The sequence below is a fragment of the Mesobacillus subterraneus genome, from assembly GCF_020524355.2.
GTDB classification, from domain to species: Bacteria; Bacillota; Bacilli; order Bacillales; family Cytobacillaceae; genus Mesobacillus; species Mesobacillus subterraneus_C.
This window is the reverse complement of the sequence record NZ_CP129019.1, coordinates 2,962,401-2,982,860: the sequence shown is the minus strand read 5'-3', so window position 1 is coordinate 2,982,860 and position 20,460 is coordinate 2,962,401. Positions and strand designations below refer to the sequence as shown.

Annotated in this window: 16 protein-coding genes; 11 read left to right on the top strand and 5 right to left on the bottom strand. The window is 42.1% G+C overall.

Annotated features, from left to right (window positions below):
• Positions 1–15: 15 nt before the first annotated feature.
• Positions 16–276 (bottom strand): spore germination protein GerPB, encoded by a 261-nt coding sequence (locus tag LC048_RS15510; protein ID WP_226600088.1) that lies wholly within the window; start codon positions 274–276, stop codon positions 16–18.
• Between the two features lie 14 nt (positions 277–290).
• Positions 291–512 carry a spore germination protein gene (locus tag LC048_RS15505; RefSeq protein WP_167832134.1) on the bottom strand — a complete coding sequence of 74 codons (222 nt, stop codon included), beginning with the start codon at positions 510–512 and terminating at the stop codon, positions 291–293.
• A 276-nt stretch (positions 513–788) separates the two neighbouring features.
• On the opposite strand from LC048_RS15505, the gene LC048_RS15500 reads away from it, so the two are divergent.
• The 8 genes from LC048_RS15500 (at position 789) to LC048_RS15465 (ending at position 10,696) form a co-directional block, all read left to right on the top strand.
• Positions 789–2,381: a long-chain-fatty-acid--CoA ligase gene (locus LC048_RS15500; RefSeq protein WP_226600089.1), complete on the top strand. Its 1,593-nt coding sequence runs from the start codon at positions 789–791 to the stop codon at positions 2,379–2,381.
• Positions 2,382–2,516: 135 nt separating this feature from the next.
• On the top strand, positions 2,517–3,701 hold the full coding sequence (locus LC048_RS15495) for a DUF418 domain-containing protein (RefSeq protein ID WP_226600091.1): 1,185 nt from the start codon (positions 2,517–2,519) through the stop codon (positions 3,699–3,701).
• A complete protein-coding gene (locus LC048_RS15490; RefSeq protein WP_306048013.1) occupies positions 3,701–4,231 on the top strand; it encodes a DNA topology modulation protein in 531 nt (176 codons plus the stop codon). The genes LC048_RS15495 and LC048_RS15490 overlap by 1 nt, the downstream gene beginning before the upstream one ends.
• Entirely contained in the window at positions 4,228–5,139 is a 912-nt protein-coding gene (locus LC048_RS15485) for a fumarylacetoacetate hydrolase family protein (RefSeq protein WP_306048012.1), read from the top strand. Before LC048_RS15490 ends, LC048_RS15485 begins: the two co-directional genes overlap by 4 nt.
• Positions 5,140–5,331: 192 nt before the next feature.
• The gene (locus tag LC048_RS15480; protein WP_226600101.1) at positions 5,332–7,959 is read left to right on the top strand and encodes a YhgE/Pip domain-containing protein; all 2,628 of its coding nucleotides are present in this window, start codon (positions 5,332–5,334) and stop codon (positions 7,957–7,959) included.
• A gap of 215 nt (positions 7,960–8,174) precedes the next feature.
• Positions 8,175–8,531: a YisL family protein gene (locus LC048_RS15475; RefSeq protein WP_226600102.1), complete on the top strand. Its 357-nt coding sequence runs from the start codon at positions 8,175–8,177 to the stop codon at positions 8,529–8,531.
• A gap of 124 nt (positions 8,532–8,655) precedes the next feature.
• On the top strand, positions 8,656–9,798 hold the full coding sequence (locus LC048_RS15470) for a sensor domain-containing protein (protein ID WP_306048011.1): 1,143 nt from the start codon (positions 8,656–8,658) through the stop codon (positions 9,796–9,798).
• 34 nt (positions 9,799–9,832) lie between these two features.
• A complete protein-coding gene (locus tag LC048_RS15465; RefSeq protein ID WP_306048010.1) occupies positions 9,833–10,696 on the top strand; it encodes a putative bifunctional diguanylate cyclase/phosphodiesterase in 864 nt (287 codons plus the stop codon).
• A gap of 226 nt (positions 10,697–10,922) precedes the next feature.
• Here the strand turns inward: LC048_RS15465 and LC048_RS15460 are convergent, their stop codons facing one another.
• A complete protein-coding gene (locus LC048_RS15460; protein WP_226600104.1) occupies positions 10,923–11,483 on the bottom strand; it encodes a DUF2777 domain-containing protein in 561 nt (186 codons plus the stop codon).
• A 189-nt stretch (positions 11,484–11,672) separates the two neighbouring features.
• Here LC048_RS15460 and asnB point away from each other — a divergent pair, with 189 nt between their 5' ends.
• Positions 11,673–13,520: an asparagine synthase (glutamine-hydrolyzing) gene (asnB, locus tag LC048_RS15455; protein ID WP_226600105.1), complete on the top strand. Its 1,848-nt coding sequence runs from the start codon at positions 11,673–11,675 to the stop codon at positions 13,518–13,520.
• A 282-nt stretch (positions 13,521–13,802) separates the two neighbouring features.
• Here the strand turns inward: asnB and LC048_RS15450 are convergent, their stop codons facing one another.
• Positions 13,803–15,146, bottom strand: a complete 1,344-nt coding sequence (locus LC048_RS15450) for an MATE family efflux transporter (RefSeq protein ID WP_306048009.1) — start codon at positions 15,144–15,146, stop codon at positions 13,803–13,805.
• Between the two features lie 165 nt (positions 15,147–15,311).
• Complete coding sequence (locus LC048_RS15445; protein ID WP_226600110.1) at positions 15,312–17,072, bottom strand: alpha-glycosidase; 1,761 nt, start codon at positions 17,070–17,072, stop codon at positions 15,312–15,314.
• 368 nt (positions 17,073–17,440) lie between these two features.
• Here LC048_RS15445 and LC048_RS15440 point away from each other — a divergent pair, with 368 nt between their 5' ends.
• Together LC048_RS15440 and LC048_RS15435 are read left to right on the top strand one after the other, a co-directional pair.
• Entirely contained in the window at positions 17,441–18,718 is a 1,278-nt protein-coding gene (locus tag LC048_RS15440) for a sugar ABC transporter substrate-binding protein (RefSeq protein WP_226600112.1), read from the top strand.
• 458 nt (positions 18,719–19,176) lie between these two features.
• Positions 19,177–20,460 carry a carbohydrate ABC transporter permease gene (locus LC048_RS15435; RefSeq protein WP_226600114.1) on the top strand — a complete coding sequence of 428 codons (1,284 nt, stop codon included), beginning with the start codon at positions 19,177–19,179 and terminating at the stop codon, positions 20,458–20,460.

The window sequence follows — 20,460 nt, the reverse complement described above, 5'->3', positions numbered from 1 at the left end:
AACCAGTTTTGTATGTCAAGAACGAGCACGACCTGAAGTTAAAGGGACGGCTGGTGTCTCAAGTAAGTTTTGCGAAGGAACTGGACCTGACATGCCTGTATAGATTTGCGAAGGATGCAAAGCCTCTGGTGCAGGAGCTGTAAAACCACCGGTATTATAGAGGTGGGAAACGGGCTTGATCATTCCTGCACTGCCAATTTGCAGAACAGAAGAGTTCGTGATTCCATCTATCTTCAGAAGGTTGATATTGATTGATTGTTGTATATAAAAATTCATCAGACTCACCCACATTAAACATTCAGATAATTTCCTTGATCGACGGCATCTGGATCATAGGTATTCGTTGAGCTTTGGTTATTGTAAACGGTCAACCCGTCACCGGTATTGAATGAACCGGCTCCAGAAAAGGTTTTAGCATTGGAAATCGGGCTGATTCTATAAACATCGCCAATGTGGAAGACAGCGCTGTTCCCCAGGGATATGACCTGTGCGACTCCAACGATTGCTGGCATTTGCAACACCCTTTATTTAGATTTCTTTATTATCTTATGTGCCCAAATGAAGAATGTGATTAAAATGCCCATTGTGCTTATAACGGCCTTTATTTGAAAAACTATACTAGCCGGGTCGTGACTTGATACAAGTTGCAAACGGCCATCTTAGAAAAGGTTTCGCAGGCCTGCAAAAAACATGTTATACAACAGTTAAAAAGTTATATAACAGAGATTGTGGTATGTTAATATATTTATATATTTAGAATTATAAAATTATTCTAGAGGAGGCATATTATGAATGTCCCATTGCTGTTGAACCAGTTTTTAGATCGTGCAGTGTCGCTTTACGGAAGTAAGAAAGCCATCTTTTCTGAGGACAGAGAACTTACATATTCTGAGTTGAACGCTAGGGTGAACAGGCTTTCAGATGGTTTAAGAAAGCTAGGGGTAAACAAGGGTGACCGTATTGCCTATCTTGCCCCGAATTCAATCGAGATGCTGGAAGGTTTCTATGGTGTATTCCAGGTTGGCGGAGTCATGGTCCCCTTGAATATTCGGCTGAAGCCGGATGATTATTTGTTCATCCTTAACCACAGTGAATCAAAGGTTTTATTCGTTGATCAGGACTTATACCATTTAATCCAGCCGATCAAGGATCAGCTCGAAAGTGTTCAGCACATTATTGTCCACTACAAGGAAGAGAGCCTGGATGAAATTAGTTATGATGAATGGCTTTCGCAACATTCTGCTGAAACGTTCAAACGTGAAGAGCTTGATGAAAATGATGTATGCAGTTTGCTTTATACAAGTGGGACTACTGGGAACCCAAAAGGAGTCATGCTCACGCACCGGAATAATTACATCCACGCGTTAAGCACAATGCACCATTTACGCGTCAGCGATGAGGATGTCCTCCTGCATGTCCTGCCGATGTTCCATGTTAACGGATGGGGATCGCCATTCTATTACACAGCAAATGGCGCTTCGCAGGTATGCCTGCGAAAAACGACTCCTGAGACAATTTTTAACGCTTTGGAAAAACATAAAGTCAGCGTCATGCACATGGCACCAACTGTGTTGAATGCGCTTCTTCAGTTTTATGAAAAAAATGTCCCGAGCATTGAACAGCAGGTAAGGGTAGTCATTGCCGGCTCTGCACCGCCTCCAGCATTCGTTACCCGGGTGGAAAAGGAACTGGGCTGGGAGTTTATCCAGGTATACGGCATGACAGAATCTTCCCCGTTGAGCACGATTTCAACTGTAAGGTCACATTTGAAGCATCTTCCTCTGAGTGAACAATACCGAATGAAAGCAAAAGCAGGTATATCCATGATTGGCAGTCAAGTAAAGGTAGTAAATGATCATGGCGATGAGGTTGCCCATGATGGCAAAGAAATAGGGGAAGTCATCACCCGAAGCAATGGAGTTATGAAGGGCTATTGGAAAAATGAAGAGGCGACGATGGAAACAATCCGTAATGGATGGCTCCATACCGGTGATATGGCGACAGTCGATGAATATGGCAACATTGATATCGTCGACCGCAAGAAAGACGTCATCATTAGCGGAGGTGAAAATATTTCGTCCATAGAAGTTGAGGGTGTTTTATACGACCATCCGGAGGTCCTTGAAGCAGCAGTCATTGCCGTTCCTCATGAAAAATGGGGCGAGACTCCGCATGCATATATTGTGCTTCGTGAAAATGAGCAAGTCTCAGAACAGGAGCTAATTGCTTTTTCGAGAGAAAAACTTGCCCATTTTAAGGCAATTACTGGAGTCACTTTTGTAAAAGAACTGCCGAAAACGGCTTCAGGCAAAATTCAGAAGGTCCATTTGCGGAATGAATACTGGGAAGCTAATGGCAAGACTGGCAGATTTGTAAATTAATAGCCTGAGGGGGATGCCTTGTTTGTGGTGTCCCCTTTCTCTTTCAAAGCTGTTCATCAGTAACTTTTGGCATGATAATAAATTGTGTGATATACATAGATTATATGTTAATTATTGAATGGAATGAGGGGGAAGATGGGGATTAATACACAGGTATCCGGAAATAGAGTCGTTTCAATTGACCGGATGCGAGGCTTTTCATTATTGGGGATATTTCTTGTAAATATGATTTCATTCCATTCGCCCTATTTTTATATTGATCCAGAAACATGGTGGGATGGAAACACAAATTTATTTACATACCAGTTCATTGATTTATTTATCCAGGCAAGCTTTTACCCTCTGTTTTCAATGCTGTTCGGGTACGGGCTCGTAATCCTGAGAGAACGGACGCTAGATAAAGGGCTTAGGTTCTATCCTCTTGCATTAAGGAGACTTTCGATTCTGTTGTTGATAGGGATCATCCATGCATTCTTGATCTGGGAAGGGGATATCCTGATCACATATGCGGTATGCGGTTTTGCTTTCCTGCTATTCATCAGCTGGAGTGCAAAGAGGCTTCTCATTGTCGGATTGGGCTTATACATAGTTCCTAATATCCTCCTGTTATTGATGCTCGGTGCAGCATCTGCGATAGACGGTGGAGCGGGATTTTCAATGTATGATGGACAAGCTGCGGAACAGTCGATAACAATATATCAGACTGGAAGCTATGCAGAAATTACGAATCATAGAATATCTGAATGGTATAAAAACAATAATCTGGTGGGATTGTTCTTTTATCTGATCACGATCCTACCTTTATTCATGATTGGAGCAGGAGCTGCAAAACTCAGACTGTTCGAGAACATACAGGACAAAATGAGGGGGATTGCTATTGCAGCCGCTGTACTCGCAACCCTTGGCCTTCTGATAAAAGCAATTCCATACCTGTATGGCAAAACATTGATGACGGATTATGCGCAGGATGTTTTTGGCGGTGCGATGGTCGCGATGGCGTATGCACTGATCATTGCGCTGATTTCTGAGCTTAAGCGATTTGACAGACTGTTCTACCCACTGGAAGCTGCCGGCAGGATATCAATCAGCAATTACCTGTTCCAGTCCGTTGTGTCGACATTGATTTTTTACAGTTATGGACTAGGTTATTATGGGGAAATGTCCATTTTTTCAGGAACAATGCTTGCGCTTGGAATTTATGTGATTCAGTTGGCATTTAGCAGTTGGTGGGTCAAAAGGTTTTACTATGGGCCTGTCGAATGGCTGTGGCGCAGTGGCACATACATGAAGAAACAGCGTTTTAAAAAGGGAGAAGCCTGATGGAGAAGGTCATCATCATCGGCTGCGGAGGCGCAGGTAAATCGACACTGGCCAGGAAGCTCAGTAAAATACTTAACCTAAAGGTGTATCATCTGGATGCAATGTACTGGAAACCAGGCTGGGAAATGACTGCGAAGGATGAGTGGGAAAAACTAATTAATCAAGTAATAGAAGAAGATTCATGGATCATGGATGGCAACTACGGCAGTACGATGGACATGAGGGCACAAGCAGCTGGCACAATCATCTTCCTCGGCTATTCTACTCCTAGGTGCCTGTATGGAGTTTTCAAAAGGAGAATCATGTACCACAGAAGGACAAGGACGGATATGAATGAAGGCTGTCCGGAGAGACTTGATTGGGAATTTATCAAATGGGTTGCAAGATACAAGCGTGAAAAAGCTCCCGACATCATTACGAAATTAGAAGAGTTGAAGCTTCAGGGAAAAGAAATCTTCCATTTTACAAATCCTCGTGAAACAGATGAGTTTTTGAAGGAATTGATAAATAAAAGGAGGTCAATCAATTGAAATTTGTCACTTATAAAAATAGCTCCGGTCAATATATCGGAGTTGTTGATACAGGAGGGACCAACGTTTTGCCGCTTCGTGAAGTCCATGAAAAAATGGGTGGGGAAACAGCGCTGCCAGCTGACATGCTTGAAGCTATCTCAATGGGAGAAATATTTTACCAGGAAGCGGAAAAAACAGTTGCTTGGGTAAGCAAGAACAATCTCGACAGCGACCTATACATCCAGCTTGAATCAGTTGAATTGCTCGCTCCAATTCCGCGCCCGGCCAAGAATATTTTCTGTGTTGGCAAAAATTATGCAGAGCATGCGATTGAAATGGGGAGCAAGGATGATATTCCTGAGCATGTCATGGTGTTTACGAAGGCACCTACTTCAGTCATTAGCCATAATCAGGACATCCATGAGCATGGGGGACTAACAGAGCAACTAGACTATGAAGGTGAGCTAGCAGTCGTCATCGGAAAAAAGGGTAAAGGAATCAAAAGGGAAGAGGCTTTAGATTACGTGTTTGGCTATACAATCATTAACGATGTGACAGCCCGCGACCTCCAGGCAAAACACAAGCAGTTTTTCATTGGTAAAAGCCTTGATACCACTTGTCCGATGGGTCCATGGATTGTTCATAAATCAGCCATTGCAAATCCGAACAACCTGGATATCAAGACCACAGTAAATGGAGAAGTGAGACAGGATTCCAATACGGAAAACTTCATTTTCCCGGTAGAAGAGGTGATTGCGGTGCTCTCCCAGGGAATGACACTTGAGCCAGGAGATATCATTGCTACCGGAACCCCAGCAGGCGTAGGGAAAGGCTACAACCCCCAAAGGTTTCTAAAGGCTGGAGATACTATTGAAATTACTGTTGAAAGTATCGGGACGTTAAGGAATAAAGTGACAAGTGAATAATGAATAGAAATGATTCTCCTTTTAGATGAATGGAGAATCTTTTTATTATATTATTATAATATTAAAAATATTTTTTATTTTCAGTAATTTATGCAGGAGTTTTTACCTATAGATGAGAATACTAATTGTGGCAGTGGTTGAATACTCATTCAGTCGCTTTAACATATATATAATTCTCATGGGGGAGTACGAATGAATTGGTTTAGCTTGTTTAAGGTCCAAATGTCCCATCTTGCATCGAGTAAAGGGGTACTCTATTCAGTTATGGCAGCTTTGTTGGTGCCAATCGTTTATGGTGGAATCATGCTGTCTCCAGATTGGGGACCGTATGATAATCTCTCCAATCTGCCAGTTGCGGTTGTAAACAATGACCAAGGTGCCATGTCCGGGGACGAGCCGCTAAATGTAGGAGAAGACTTGGTGGCAGACTTGAAGAAAAGCAAAGACTTAGGGTGGAAGTTTGTAGATTCAGAGGAAGCTGAAAAAGGATTGAGAAGTTTTAAATATTACATGGTCATTGAAATTCCAGAAGACTTCTCTGAAAGAGTGACTACAGTTCTAGAACCTGATCCGAAAAAATTAGAACTCAATTATACTCAGAATGAGGGTCTTAATTTTATGGCTGCTCAGGTGACAAGAAGTGCAACTGAAAAACTGAGAGAAAAGCTTGCGAACAAGATTACAGAAAAGTATGCGAGTAATATTTTCACCAATCTTGGAGACGTGTCAAATGGATTCAAATCAGCTGCAGATGGATCAGAGAAACTTCAAGAGGGGACCGCTGAACTTCATGATGGTACTGAACTCCTTTTAACTTCTCTTAACGAGAAGTCAGCAGATATTTCAAAGCTTGCTGCTGGAACTTTAGAACTAAAGAGTGGTACTGGTCAATTGGCGGGTTCATTAGCTGGAAAACAAGGAGACATAACCAAGCTGGCAATTGGTTCAAAGGAACTAGCAGCAGGTACTGCTCAGTTAGCAGGCAGCTTGAAAACAAAACAAAGCGATATTACAAAACTTGCTAACGGATCAAAAGATTTGAAAGATGGTACTGGTCTGCTATTAAGCTCACTTAATGAAAAATCCGCAGACATAACCAAGCTGGCGGACGGGTCAGCAGATGTAAATGCAGGGACTGGATTGCTTCTGCAAAAGCTTAATGACGGACAGCCGGGTATCAGTCAATTGGCTGCAGGCGGTAAATTAATTGGTGAAAATGTGCCAGTTTTGAAAGATGGAACTGCTGGGGTTTTAGAAGGTTTAAAGAAAGTACAATTAGCAGTTAGGAATGATATTGGTCCTGGAACTGTTCTGATTTCTAATGGTGTGGATGAGGTAGTAAAAAATTCACAAGCACTTAGCGAGAATATTAAAGGATTAAATGCATTGATTGGCGCTTATATTTCTACACCTCCAGAATCTCGTAAAGATTCTGACCTTTTAATCATTTTAGGTACAAGTCAAGCTATTACTGCAGCAGTTTCAGATACAAAAAAAGCTGCTGACCTACTGGATTTACAAGCGGGTGCTGACAAGCTTGAAAAAACATTCACTGAAAATATTAAAGAACCTAAAGCAGATTCCCTTGCTGACGGTATCAATCAATTAGTAACAGGTCAAACTTCAATCGATCAGGGTGTAGGAACATTAGCAGCAAGTGCACCTGTCCTGGCTGCCGGTACAGCAAGTGTCGCCGCTGGCTGGGATGAAATGATCACTAAAGTCGGATTGCTACATGATGGTACAACTCAAATAGCTGCAGGAAATAAATCGGTTAATGCAGGATGGGGAACCATCACAGCAGGAGTCAAGGAGCTTGATGGGGGAGCAGCGCAAATCTCAGCAGGTAATCAAACGGTAGAAAAAGGCTGGAAGGAGCTCGCCGCAGGTGCAACTAAAATCAATTCAGGAGCAGCTCAGGTTAGCGATGGAAATGCTACCGTAGATAAGGGGTGGCGTGAGCTGACAGCTGGTGCTTCCGAGATTCATTCAGGAGTGGTCCAAGTCAGCGACGGAAATGTCAGCGTAGAAAAAGGCTGGGGAGATCTGACTGATGGAGTGACAAAATTGAATGAAGGAGCAGGGAAACTTTATGATGGAAGCGGTGAATTGGCTGCAGGATTAAAGGACGGAGCCGAGGAAACAGGAAAAATTAAAGCTAACGAAAAAAATATTGGCATGTTCTCTTCACCAGTTGACCTAATTAGTAACAAAGTAAACGGTTATTCGCTTTATAGAGATTCTACTGCACCATATGTGATGACTCTTGCCTTATTCGTGGGGATATTAATTATGTCAATGTTCATCAATTTCAACAAGCCTCAGGAGCTTAATGTTTCAAAGATGAATTGGTTCGCTGCAAAATTTTTGAAACTGGCTTCCTTAGCTGTTATTCAGGCAATCCTTCTATCCATTGTTGTTCTTGCAATCCTGGGGTTGAAGGTCACAAACCCTGCAGGTTTCGTATTGTTCGCGGTAATGGTTAGTATTGTATTTACAGCTATTGTTATGTTCTTTGCGTCTTTTGGGAATATCGGCCGGTTTATTCTTTTAGTATTAGTTGTCATGCAGCTTTCGACTACTGGAGCAAACCTTCCAATTGATATGCTGCCTGAAAACCTTCGAAGCCTAAGTGCCTACTTGCCATTTACTTATTCAATCGCAGGATTCAAGGCATTAATTTCACTAAATGATTTTTCAATGGCATTGATTAATCTTGGTGTTCTTCTGGGTTTTCTAATATTCTTTGCCATGATGACCTTAACAGTCTATTTATTTAAGACAAAAGGAGAACCGCAACAAACCGATTTGGCTATGTAATGGCTGGGGGACATCCTGAATAGGATGTCTCTTTTTTCAATGAATATGAAAGGATAAAATTTTTGTACTTAGATTAGTGTCCAGCTCCAGCACCTAGCCCCTCGAGTCGCTTGCGCTTTTTGTTCTGTTCTGTCTTTCGAAACTACCTTATACTTATCAAATTCCTATTGAATATGATATGATATTTTAGAATTTACTATTAGGAGGACGGGTACATGATACATGCCCATATGACAGCATGGTTTTTGGCTCTGGTTTTATTTTTCGTAGCACTTGGACTACATAAAAGCGGTAAGGAAAAGGGCGCTAAAATTGTCCAGATGGTCCTTAGATTGTTTTACGTGTTCATTCTATTGACTGGCTTCTGGCTTCTTTTCAGCATCAATATCAGCCTGATGTATGTGCTGAAGGCAGCAGTAGGCTTATGGGTTATCGCCATGCTGGAAATGATTTTAATCCGTACAAAAAAGAACGAAAAAGCGTCTGTACTGTGGATTCAATTCATTGTCGCAGTTCTTCTTGTACTCTATTTAGGTTTTTCGCTTCCACTGGGAACATATTTGTTCAAATAGTGAAATTGTCGAAAGAAAGCTGTCTTTATAGGCAGCTTTTTCTTTTTTTGTCATTTCTTAACCCCGGAAAATATGATAATTTAAGAGAAGGGTTATTGGAGAAATATAATAATTGGAGAATGCAATGGCTACGACAAAAAGCTGCGTTTACGAAAATGACATACAACTTAATAGCTTTATAGAGGGCAATTCATTCAAAGACCACCGCAATATATTGGTGCAGATCTTTTTCAGTCAAAAAGAAAAGCCTGTGCTTCATCATATAGAGCAGTTACTGAAAAAGCAGCTGCCCGCCTCCACTGTGTTAAGCTGTGCAGCAAATGGCTGCATCACAGATGATAAACAACTCATTATTTCATTTACAGCTTTCAATAAACAGGAACTTAATCTTGATCTTCAAGATCAGTACACCATTAACACATTGAATAATCTTGTTGAAACCTCACAACAAGATATCCTTTTGCTTAACGAAAGCCTCAAAATTTCCGAGCAATACTATCGTTCACTGTTCGACAATAATGGAGACTTTGTCTACTCAACAGATTTAACAGGAAATTTCACAAGTATAAACCAGTCATTCATGAAAACCTTTGGCTACAATGAGGATGAACTAATAGGCAGGTCAGCGCTCGACTTTATCAACCAGGAAGATGTGCCACGTGCCAAAATACATTTTATTCAGGCGCTAAAGGGGAAAGATCAGACCTACACAATTGAAATTCCGGTCAAGAGCGGTGAAATCCAGATTTTTCAGATCAAAAACATTCCGATTACAGTAAATGGTGAATGTGTAGGAACGTATGGTATCGGGCGGAATATTACAACTCAGAAAAAAACAGAGGAAAAGATCATTCAGCTTGCCTACTATGACCAGGATACGGGCTTGCCGAACAGGATGAGGTTTACCGAACAGCTAGAAGAAATGATCCACCGTGCCAGGCATAAGAAAGAACTCCTTGCCGTACTTGTCATTGATATTGACCGTTTCAAAATCATCAATGACAGTCTCGGACATTATGCTGGTGATATTGTTTTGAAAGAGCTGGTCGAAAGAATCGAGGATCGGTTACCTGCAGGTGCTTATCTGGGAAGATTCAGCGGGGATAAGTTCACGTTGCTGCTGACAGAGAATGTCAGCATCGACCAGACGACACGAGCAGCCAGGGAATTACAGAATCTTATTTCGATGCCTCTATTTTATCAAAATCAGGAATTTATCGTCACCGCAAGCATTGGAATCAGCTCCTTCCCGGGGGGATGGTCTTGATGAGCATGTACTGCTGAAGAATGCGGATATTGCAATGAACCGCTCGAAAAATCAAGGCGGGAATAAGATTACCTATTTCTCAACCGGAATGAATGACCAGGCAATGGTACGGCTTGAGCTTGAAAGCTACTTAAGGAAAGCACTCCAAAAGAATGAATTCCACCTTTGCTACCAGCCGCTCATGGACTTGAAATCTGGAGAAATTACCTGTACGGAGGCCCTAATCCGCTGGCAACATCCGCATTTGGGACTGGTTTCGCCAGCACAGTTCATACCTCTGGCAGAGGAAACAGGGTTGATTGAGGAGATTGGAGCATGGGTGCTGACCACCGCATGTGTCCAGACAAAAGAATGGCAGCAGAATGGATTCCCGAATCTCGGGATTTCGGTTAATGTATCAGCCTATCAGTTCCAACAGCATGCGTTCATTGGTCAGGTGATCCAAGCTTTGGAGACTTCACAGCTTGAACCAGGATACCTCTCCCTGGAGCTGACAGAGAGTGCGATGCTGAAAGATATCGTCTATAGCATTTCGGTAATGAAATCATTACAGGAACTAGGCGTGAAAGTTTCGATTGATGATTTCGGGACAGGTTATTCGTCATTAAGCTATTTGCGCAATTTGCCAATCGATACGCTGAAAATCGACCAGTCATTTATCAATAATCTTCATGATGAGCCATCAGATATTGCAATCGTCAAGGCAATCATCACGATGGGACAAGGTCTCTCTGTAAAAATTGTTGCCGAGGGTGTAGAAACACATGAACAGCTGAACCTTTTGAGAGATTTGGACTGCCATTATGCTCAGGGGTACTATATCCAGAAACCGCTTGATATAGCTGCTTTCGAAAAAGGCTTCAGGGCTGTGGAAAAAGTAGAATATACCGTAAAATAAGTTCAGAGCCTGCACAATGAGTGCAGGCTCTTTTTGATGAAAAAGGAGAAAGAAAAATTGACTTCGAGAATTGTCCAGCTCCAGCGCCCAGCACCTCGAGTCGCATGTCTAGCTGCGGCTCCTAACTCCTCGAGACGTTTCGGTCCTGTCAATGAAGTCAAAGAGCGACTTCACTGTCAGGCCCTCCAACGCTTGTCGGTGCTGACCGGGGCGCTTCCGCTTTTCTTCAGGAAATTCTCTCTATAACGGCCCTCTTTCCGTTGTTCAAGGTCAATTCGAACCTGTCATTTTGTGTGTCAAAGTAATCAAAGTGATGCTGTACACTGCAGATGTATTCTTCATTATCAAGAATCAAAAAGTTGACGCCTGAAACTCCTTTCTCATGGTCGAGGAAGGTAAGGTGGTTATAACAATAGATGCAATCATAAATCGAAAAATTGAGCGAATTCAATGTATTGATAAATTGGACGAACGCTTCATCATTCAGTTCATCGAGCAAACGCTCGAATGAATAGATCAGTTGTTTTCTGATCCTGATCAGTTCCTGATCATGCAAAGTAATTTTTTCACCGCCGGTTTGAATACAGCCGTTATCCAGCAAAAATCCTTTACACCATTTATTGTTTCGCAGCACTTCAACTTCTTGATGGATGAATTCATCGACAAGTGCGGCCTCTTCTGTTTCTTCATCAAAGAAAACCCATTGTGAATTAATATATTCTACGGTCCCGGCGTTAAATGCACGAGGCTGGAATTCAATTAGATTGCTTCGTTGTTGTCGATTCATTTGGATCCTCCGTTAATTATCGCTCACCTTCTTTGTAGACAGATTTTGGCGAATTTATAACATGGTTTAAAAGATAGGCAATTAACCAGTTGAGTTGTTTGTGCATAAGATGAGTAATGCTTAAGCAATTGTTTAGTTTCTGGAAGTGCTTAATGAAATCAAAAGTTCCGCTGAAAGGAATGATTAAAAATGTGTGGAATAACTGGCTGGGTGGACTATCGAAAAAATTTAGATCATGAACGGAAGACCGTGGCGAAAATGGCGGAAACTTTAAGTAAAAGAGGTCCCGATGATACTAATGTTTGGACTTCGGGGCATGCTGCGCTAGGTCATAAAAGGCTGGTCGTTGTCGACCCTGAGGGCGGCAAACAGCCAATGACCAGAACACAAGGGGATAGCCGTTATACCATTTGTTATAACGGAGAACTTTATAATACGGAAGACCTCAGAAAAGCACTGCTATTAAAAGGATATTCCTTTAACGGCCATTCTGATACAGAGGTTTTGCTTACTTCTTTCATGGAATGGAAAGAAAATTGTCTGGAGCATTTAAATGGAATTTTCGCCTTTGCTGTCTGGGATCATCAGCAGGAACAGCTGTTTATCGGACGCGATCGGCTTGGAGTGAAGCCGCTGTTTTTCCTGGAAACAGCATCTGGTCTTATGTTTGCTTCTGAACAAAAGGCGCTGCTGGCACATCCAGAGGTGAAGGCTGAGGTAGACAGGGAAGGACTTTGTGAGGTATTTGGGCTTGGGCCATCCCGTTCTCCCGGTGCCGGTATCTTTAAAAACATGAAGGAGCTCCGACCCGGCCATGGGCTAACTTTTTCAAAAAACGGACTGAAAATTTGGAGATATTGGAACGTAAAAAGTGAGAAACACGAAGATACGCTCGATGAAACAGCTGAAAAGGTGCGGGGATTGTTCACCGATGCTGTCACGAGACAGCTAGTTTCAGATGTACCACTATGTACATTCCTCTCAGGCGGCTTGGATTCAAGCGCAATCACCGCTATTGCTGCGAATCATTATAAGGCAGAGGGTAAGGGCAGCCTGCATACTTACTCGATCGATTACGAAGGCAATGACAAGTATTTTAAGGAAAATGAATTCCAGCCAAACGCTGATGCCTTCTGGATCAATAAAATGACGGAAACCTTTGGTACTGTTCACCATAGCAGCATCATCTCCCAGCAGGATCTGGCTGGCTATTTAACTGAAGCTGTCCATGTCCGGGACCTGCCTGGAATGGCTGATATCGATTCATCACTGCTCTGGTTCTGCCGGGAAATCAAACAGGATTTTACCGTAGGACTTTCAGGCGAATGCGCTGACGAGATCTTTGGAGGATATCCATGGTTCCACAGAGAAGAAGATCTGAATAGACCAGGGTTTCCATGGATGCGGTCGATTAATGAGCGACAAAACATGCTGAGGGATCACTGGCGGAAAAAGTTGAATCTCGAAGATTATATGATGGCAAAATTCAACGATACAATCGCAGAGGTGCCGGTACTGGATGGGGAAAATCAAGTAGAGGCTAAGCGGAGACAATTATTCTATCTGAATATCATCTGGTTCATGACTACACTACTAGATCGGAAGGACCGGATGAGCATGGGTGCCAGCCTTGAAGTGAGGGTTCCGTTTGCCGACCACCGGCTTGTGGAATATGTCTGGAACATTCCATGGGAAATGAAGATGCACGGCAAGAGGGAAAAAGGAATCTTGCGCAAAGCATTGGAGGGCACATTGCCTGATGAAGTTTTGTACCGGAAAAAGAGTCCATATCCGAAGACTCATCATCCCGCTTATACCCAGGCAGTGCAAGGGATGCTGTCAGATTTCATGAGCGATTCGAACAGCGCACTCCATGAATTCTTTGACAGGTCCACTCTGCAAAAAATGATTGAATCAGAGGGTGCATCCTTCAAAGTACCGTGGTTCGGCCAGCTTATGACAGGTCCGCAGCTTTTGGCTCAGTTAGCACAGATTCATATCTGGTTTAGAGATTACAATATTAATATTGCAGACTAAAAAAAAGCAAGCCCGTTATGGAACGGGCTTGCTTATTCTATGCAGAACTGGAAAAAAACCTTTAGAATTTCCAATTCGCTATAAAAATTCAAATTTCGCTATAAAAATAATAATTTCGCTATAAAACTCAGGTTTTCGCTATAATAAAGAAATTTTAGCTATTAAAGTGTTAATATCGCTATAAAACTTGAATTTCGATTTAAAACGCGGAAAACTATTATCCTATTTTCTATAAGCAAGTACGTTTGGATTCTATTTGCTATTTGATCAGCGTATTTTATTCTATTTTGCGGAGACAAATGACTTTTTCACCCAGACTCTGGATCTCCAGCGCCAAAGCATGAGGAGACCGCGCAGCCATTCGTCGGCTATGAATGCGATCCATATCCCAACAAGCCCCAAACCAAGATATATTCCCAGGTAGTATGACAAAGTCACACTGACTCCCCACATTGACAGGATTCCCATATATACGGGGAACTTGACATCTCCAGCCGCCCTAAGTGAACTAATCAGTACCAGGTTAAAGGATCTGCCGGGTTCAAGGATAATCGTGAGCAAGATCAATGTGGTGCCGAGTTCGATGATACTCATATTATCAGTGAAAATCCCGAGGAGATTTTTCGAGAAGTATGAGACAAGCGCAGCGGTAGTGATGGAAATAATTATCGCCAGTTTCAAGCTTTTCAGTGCCCGCTTATAAGCTTTCTCAATTTCCTTTGCACCTACCATATGGTCAATCAAGATCTGTGTGCCCTGGCTGATGGCGATACTGAAAAGGAAGATGAACATCATGACGTTTTGTGTATAAACTTTAGTCGTCAAAGCCTGAGTTCCAAGGGTAGCAATAAAATAGGTAATCACCATCTGTGACCCATTGTAGCTCAAATGCTCACCCGCAGAAGGAATGCCGATATTCAACAGGTTTTTCAGATGTTTTTTTGGAAAACTGAAAAGCATCGAGAATGGCAATGATCCAGGAACTCGCTTTGTCATGATGTAAATAGCAGCCAACAAACCGAGGATCCGGCTGACAGTGGTGGAAATCGCCACACCTTCTACACCTAGGACTGGGAAGCCGAAAGGGTCGAAAATGAACAAATAGTTGCCGATAACATTCAGCAAATTCATCCCTATCGTGACATACATGATATCCCGGGTAAAGCCGTAGCTGCGGATGATGCTGCTCACTGTCATGATCAACGATTGAATAAACGAAAATCCACCAACAATTTTCAGATACGAATTGGCTTCTTCAAAAAGCTCAGGCGGCAAGTCCATTAATCTCAATAATTGCTCACTGAAAATGAAAACAGCGGCGCTCAGTATCAATCCGAATACAAGATTCGCTCCAATCGAGACCGCAGAAATTTCACGGGCATCTTCATCCATTTTTGCGCCAAGGTTCTGAGCAACCAGGATTGCAGTACCAGTTGCGATAAAGCCGAACATAACGATGACCATGGAAAGGATCTGGTTGGATACCCCAACAGCTGCCACGGAATTATCCGAATACTGGGAAAGCATCAGTGTATCCGCATTCCCCATCAGCATATAAAGCAGAATTTCAATAAAAAGAGTCCATGTAATGGCAAAAAGTGAAAGTTTAGCAGTTTTATTCTTCATGTTTTACATCTCCAAGTTGTAATTCAATTCCTTAATTATACAGACTATAGGAGGAATTAGAAGTGAAAAAGATTCGTTTTACGAAAAAATATTTGGATAAGGACGTCATTAGCGGAATTTGACAAATAGCAAACCCCTTTCCATCAAGGGAAAGGGGTGAGTGATTTAAAATTTGAACAATGCAAATCCATTTGCAGCAATTTTGGCTGTAAGATCATCACTTTCTGCTGCGTATTCTTCGCCAGTATAGATATTGGTTATTTTTCTGCCTTTTAGATTAAACGGCAGAGGATAACTTGCTTCTTCGTTGCTCATGTTGACGACTACCATAATGGTTGTTTCACCATTGGACTTTGTATAAGCAAAGCAGCTTTCATGGTAATCCGATGGAATGAAGTGAAGTTCACCCTCATTTGCCAGAAGTGGATATTCCTTTCGAAGCTGGATCATTTTTTGCACATGCTCGAACATACCCTTGTTTTGATCTTCTTCATTCCACTTCATGCACTCGCGGCAGCCTGGATCCTGCGGGCCGCTCATGCCGATTTCATCCCCATAATAGATACATGGCGTACCGATGTAAGAAAGCAATACAGTGAAGATTTGTTTTACTTTATCCTCGTCACCGCCGCACTCCGTCAAGATTCTTGGTGTGTCATGGCTTCCGATTAAGTTGAAGGCAACCTCATTGACGTTTTTCGGATACATATGATTGACTGTTGTCATGTTCTCGATGAATTCTTTTACTGAAATGGTTCCACGTGCAAACAAGTTTAGAATGTTTGTCGTAAATGGATAGTTCATGACAGCGTCGAACTGATCGCCGTGCAGCCATGGCATTGAATCGTGCCAGATTTCACCGAGTATATAGAGATCAGGCTTGATTGCTTTCACTTCAGTACGGAATTTTCTCCAGAAAGAGTGGTCGACTTCATTGGCGACATCAAGTCTCCAGCCGTCGATATCAAACTCGCGGACCCAGTAGCGGCCAACTTCAAGCAGATACTCAATGACCTCAGGATTTTCCGTATCCAGCTTCGGCATTGATTTTTCAAATGCGAAGGTATCATAATTCGGCCTTGGTTCCATTACAAGCGGGAATTCATTGGTGTGGAACCAGTTCTTATAAGGAGACTCTGCCCCTTTTTCCAGTACATCCTGGAACTGAGGGAAATAGAATCCACTGTGGTTGAAAACAGCATCAAGCATAACTTTGATGCCGTGCTCGTGGCATATATGTACCAGCTTCTTCAGCGTTTCTTTATCTCCAAATTGCGGATCGATTTCCATATAATCAATCGTATCGTATTTATGGTTTGAATAGGCTTTGAAAATAGGCGTAAAATAAATACCGCTGATGCCAAGCTTGGCCAAGTAATCGATATTTTTGATTACACCTTCGAGGTCACCGCCAAAAAAGTTGTCCCTTTCAGGTGGTGCACTGCCCCATGGCAACGCGCCTTCTGGATCATTTGCTGGATCTCCATTGCCAAAGCGCTCAGGGAATATCTGATACCACACTGTATCTTTCACCCATGATGGAGCACGGAACACATCGATATTGTTAAGGTAAGGAAATGCATAATAATAGCCTGTATCATCCAAAGGAGGCTCGTCGTAAAAACCTTTTTCAGTTAAACAAGCTGTTTCGTTGCCATCATTTAAAATAAATCCGTAACGCATCCTGCGGAAAGGAGGTTTAATAGAGACAAACCAGTAATCGAATAACTGGTCGGTTCCGCTTTTAATCATGGAAACTGTATTTGTATTCCAGTTTCCATCCTGCCAGTCATATGGATCGCCATTTAAAAGGGAAACTTCTTTGATATCATCTTTTTTTGTACGAATGCGAATATGCAGTTCTTCATTAGTGCAAGCGTATGCATAATTGTCTTTAGGACGGTGATAAATCGCTTCTTTTAACAAGTGGGAACCATTCCTTTCATTTTTAAATACCGAGGATTTTGACTTTCCAAATGAGCAAAGAGTGAAATGATAATGGCTCGCTCTATTCGGTGAATAGCTATTATTATTATAAAGATTAAAACAAGGGTAGAATACTCATTTTGAAATGTCAATTATTAAAAAGTTGATTCACAAAACTTTAACGATTTTACAAGGCTTTTAAAAAATTTTAAAAAAACTAGTTGTCAAAAGAATTTAAGTCTTTATAATAAGAGGTAGGTTGTGCAATCGTTTTCATAGACTTGCAAACGGAATTACAAACGTTTGCACAAATAGGTAACGTTCTGCACAATAATTAGTTAAAACACATTTTTAGGAGGGGTATACACATGAAAAAGGCATTGTCGATTTTCATGATGCTGGTCTTAATGATCGGCGCACTAGCAGCTTGTGGACCTAAAGAAGAAGAAAACACAGGTTCAAAAGACAACGGCGAGAAAACAGAAGACGCTTCCAAACCAGAGAAGCTAGTAGTTTGGGAAGACAAAGATAAGTCTGGCTGGCTTGAAAAAGTAGCTGCTGACTTTGAAAAAGAACACGGTATCAAAATCGACTTCAAAGAAGTAGAAATGGCAACTAAAATGAAAGAACAATTACGTCTTGACGGTCCTGCGGGAACTGGCCCAGACATCATCACTCTTCCACACGACCAAATCGGTGAGCTTGCAGTTCAGGGACACATTGCTGAACTTAATGTAAGCGACGAAGTGAAAGGTACTTTCTCTGAATCTTCAATCGGTGCTCAAACATTTGATGGAAAATTATACGGACTTCCTAAGTCTGCTGAAACTCCAGTATTCATCTACAACAAAGCTCTTATGACTGAAGTTCCTGCTACAATGGAAGATCTTTACGAATTCGCAAAAGCTAACACTAAAGACAGCAAATACGGTTTCCTTGCACTTTGGGATAACTTCTACTTTGCACACGCTCCAATCGGCGGTAACGGCGGATATGTATTCGGCGAAAAAGACGGAGCTCTTGATCCACAAGATCTTGGCTTGAACAACGAAGGCGCTGTAAAAGGTACTGAATACATCCAGAAGTGGTACGCTGAAAAGCTTTTCCCTAATGGAATCATCGGTGAAAACGGCGGATCTGCTATGGACGGACTATTCAACGAAGGTAAAGTTGCTTCTGTAATGAATGGACCATGGGCATTCGGCGGAATGAAAGATGCAGGCATCGATTTCGGTGTAGCTCCATTCCCTAAATTCGCTGATGGCACTCCAATGAAAACTTTCATGGGTGTAAAAGGATGGCACGTTTCTTCTTACTCTAAGAACCAAGAATGGGCTGTTAAGTTCCTTGAGTACATCACTAACGACGAAAATGCAAAATACCGTTTCGAACAAACAGCTGAAGTTCCAACAAACGTAGCTCTAGTTGACGATCCAGCAATCGCTGAGAACGAAGGCGCTAAAGCTGTTGCACTTCAAACTCAAGACGCAGTTCCAATGCCGAACATCCCGGAAATGGGTGAAGTTTGGTCTCCAATGGCAAGCGCATTGCAAACAGTTGTAACTGGCAAAGCTAAGCCACAGGAAGCTCTTGATTCTGCTGTAAAGCAAATCGAACAACAAATTCAGCAAAACCACTCAAAATAATAGCAGCAAAGTATAACAGTACCTCCCTTGGGGGGTACTGTTATACTTTCAGCTATGAAATTCCAGTTTCTGTTTTTTTTAGGAGACGATATGTGGAAAGTCACAAAGTTTACGAAAACTGCAGTAAAAAAGACTTTCATTGAGCAAACGGTTGCGCTAAAATAGACTTATACTTAATCAGGTGCTTCATGAGAGTGAAAACAGGAAAATCTCGATACAATAAATAAATGTTGCGGTCGAGAAGATCCCCAGTTCGGAAATGTATTCGTTCTCATAAAGCATCTGATGCTTTTACCAAGGTCTCTTCGCAAGAATCATTGCTTTCTGAAATTACATCATCATTCTTTTCAATACCTTTTAGTATAGAGCTGAAAGGTGTTGAATGGCTATGTAAGCGATGGAAGCGGGTTAACGATTAGGAGCCTTAAAAAACATAGAAAGAGAAAGGGGAATATAGGATGGAGAAGAAATCCTATCAAACCAACCACCGCAGAATAGCAACAGCCCTTTCGATCATTCCTGGGCTAGGACAGCTATACAACAAACAATATTTAAAAGGAATCGCATTTCTTATTTTGACCGGTGCATTCTTCGGTGTATTTAAAGACCTGCTCAACATGGGTTTATGGGGACTGTTTACACTTGGGGAGCAGACGCCTCGTGACCATTCCATCTTCTTGTTGGTTGAGGGGATTCTGGCACTGATCGTCCTGCTCTTTGGAATCGGTTTCTATCTATTCAACTTAAATGATGCATATAAAACAGGCTTGAAAAGAGACATGGGAGAACGTCTTAGCACGGTTAAGGAGCAATATAATAACCTGATTGACAATGGATTCCCATACTTAATCATGTCACCGGGGTTCCTGCTTCTTATTTTCGTTGTTGTTTTTCCCATCATTTTCGTAGTCTTGCTCGCATTTACAAACTATGATCTTTACCACTCACCGCCTGCTAAGCTGGTTGATTGGGTAGGATTGAAAAACTTCTTTGATTTGTTCCAGTTAGAATCATGGCGTCAGACTTTCTTCTCTGTGTTATCATGGACAATCATCTGGACATTCGTCGCAACAACTTTCCAGGTTGCTTTGGGAATGTTCCTGGCGATACTCGTAAACCAGAAGGATGTAAAGGGAAAGGCCATCATCCGTACAGTATTTATCTTGCCTTGGGCAGTGCCAGCATTCGTTTCAATCCTTGTTTTCGCTGGTATGTTTAACGAATCATTCGGTGCCATCAATCGTGACATCCTTGGATTCTTTGGAATTGATCCAATTCCATGGATGACTGAGGCGATGTACACCAAAATTGCCTTGATCATGATTCAAACTTGGCTTGGTTTCCCATTCATCTTCGCGATGGTCACAGGGGTACTTCAATCCATTCCGGAAGAATTGTACGAAGCCGCAACTGTGGACGGCGCGACAAACTTACAGAAATTCAAGAACATCACATTGCCGCTCGTGCTTTTCGCTACTGCGCCAATCTTGATTACGCAATATACGTTCAACTTCAATAACTTTAATATCATTTATCTCTTCAACGGCGGAGGACCTGCAGTTTCTGGAGCAAATGCTGGCGGAACAGACATCCTGATTTCGTGGATTTACAGCCTGACGATGACATCTGCACAATATTCCAAAGCTGCTGCCATCACAATGCTTCTTTCTTTGATCGTTATTGGAGTAGCTCTATGGCAGTTCAAGAGAACGAAATCATTCCAAGAAGAGGATATGATGTAA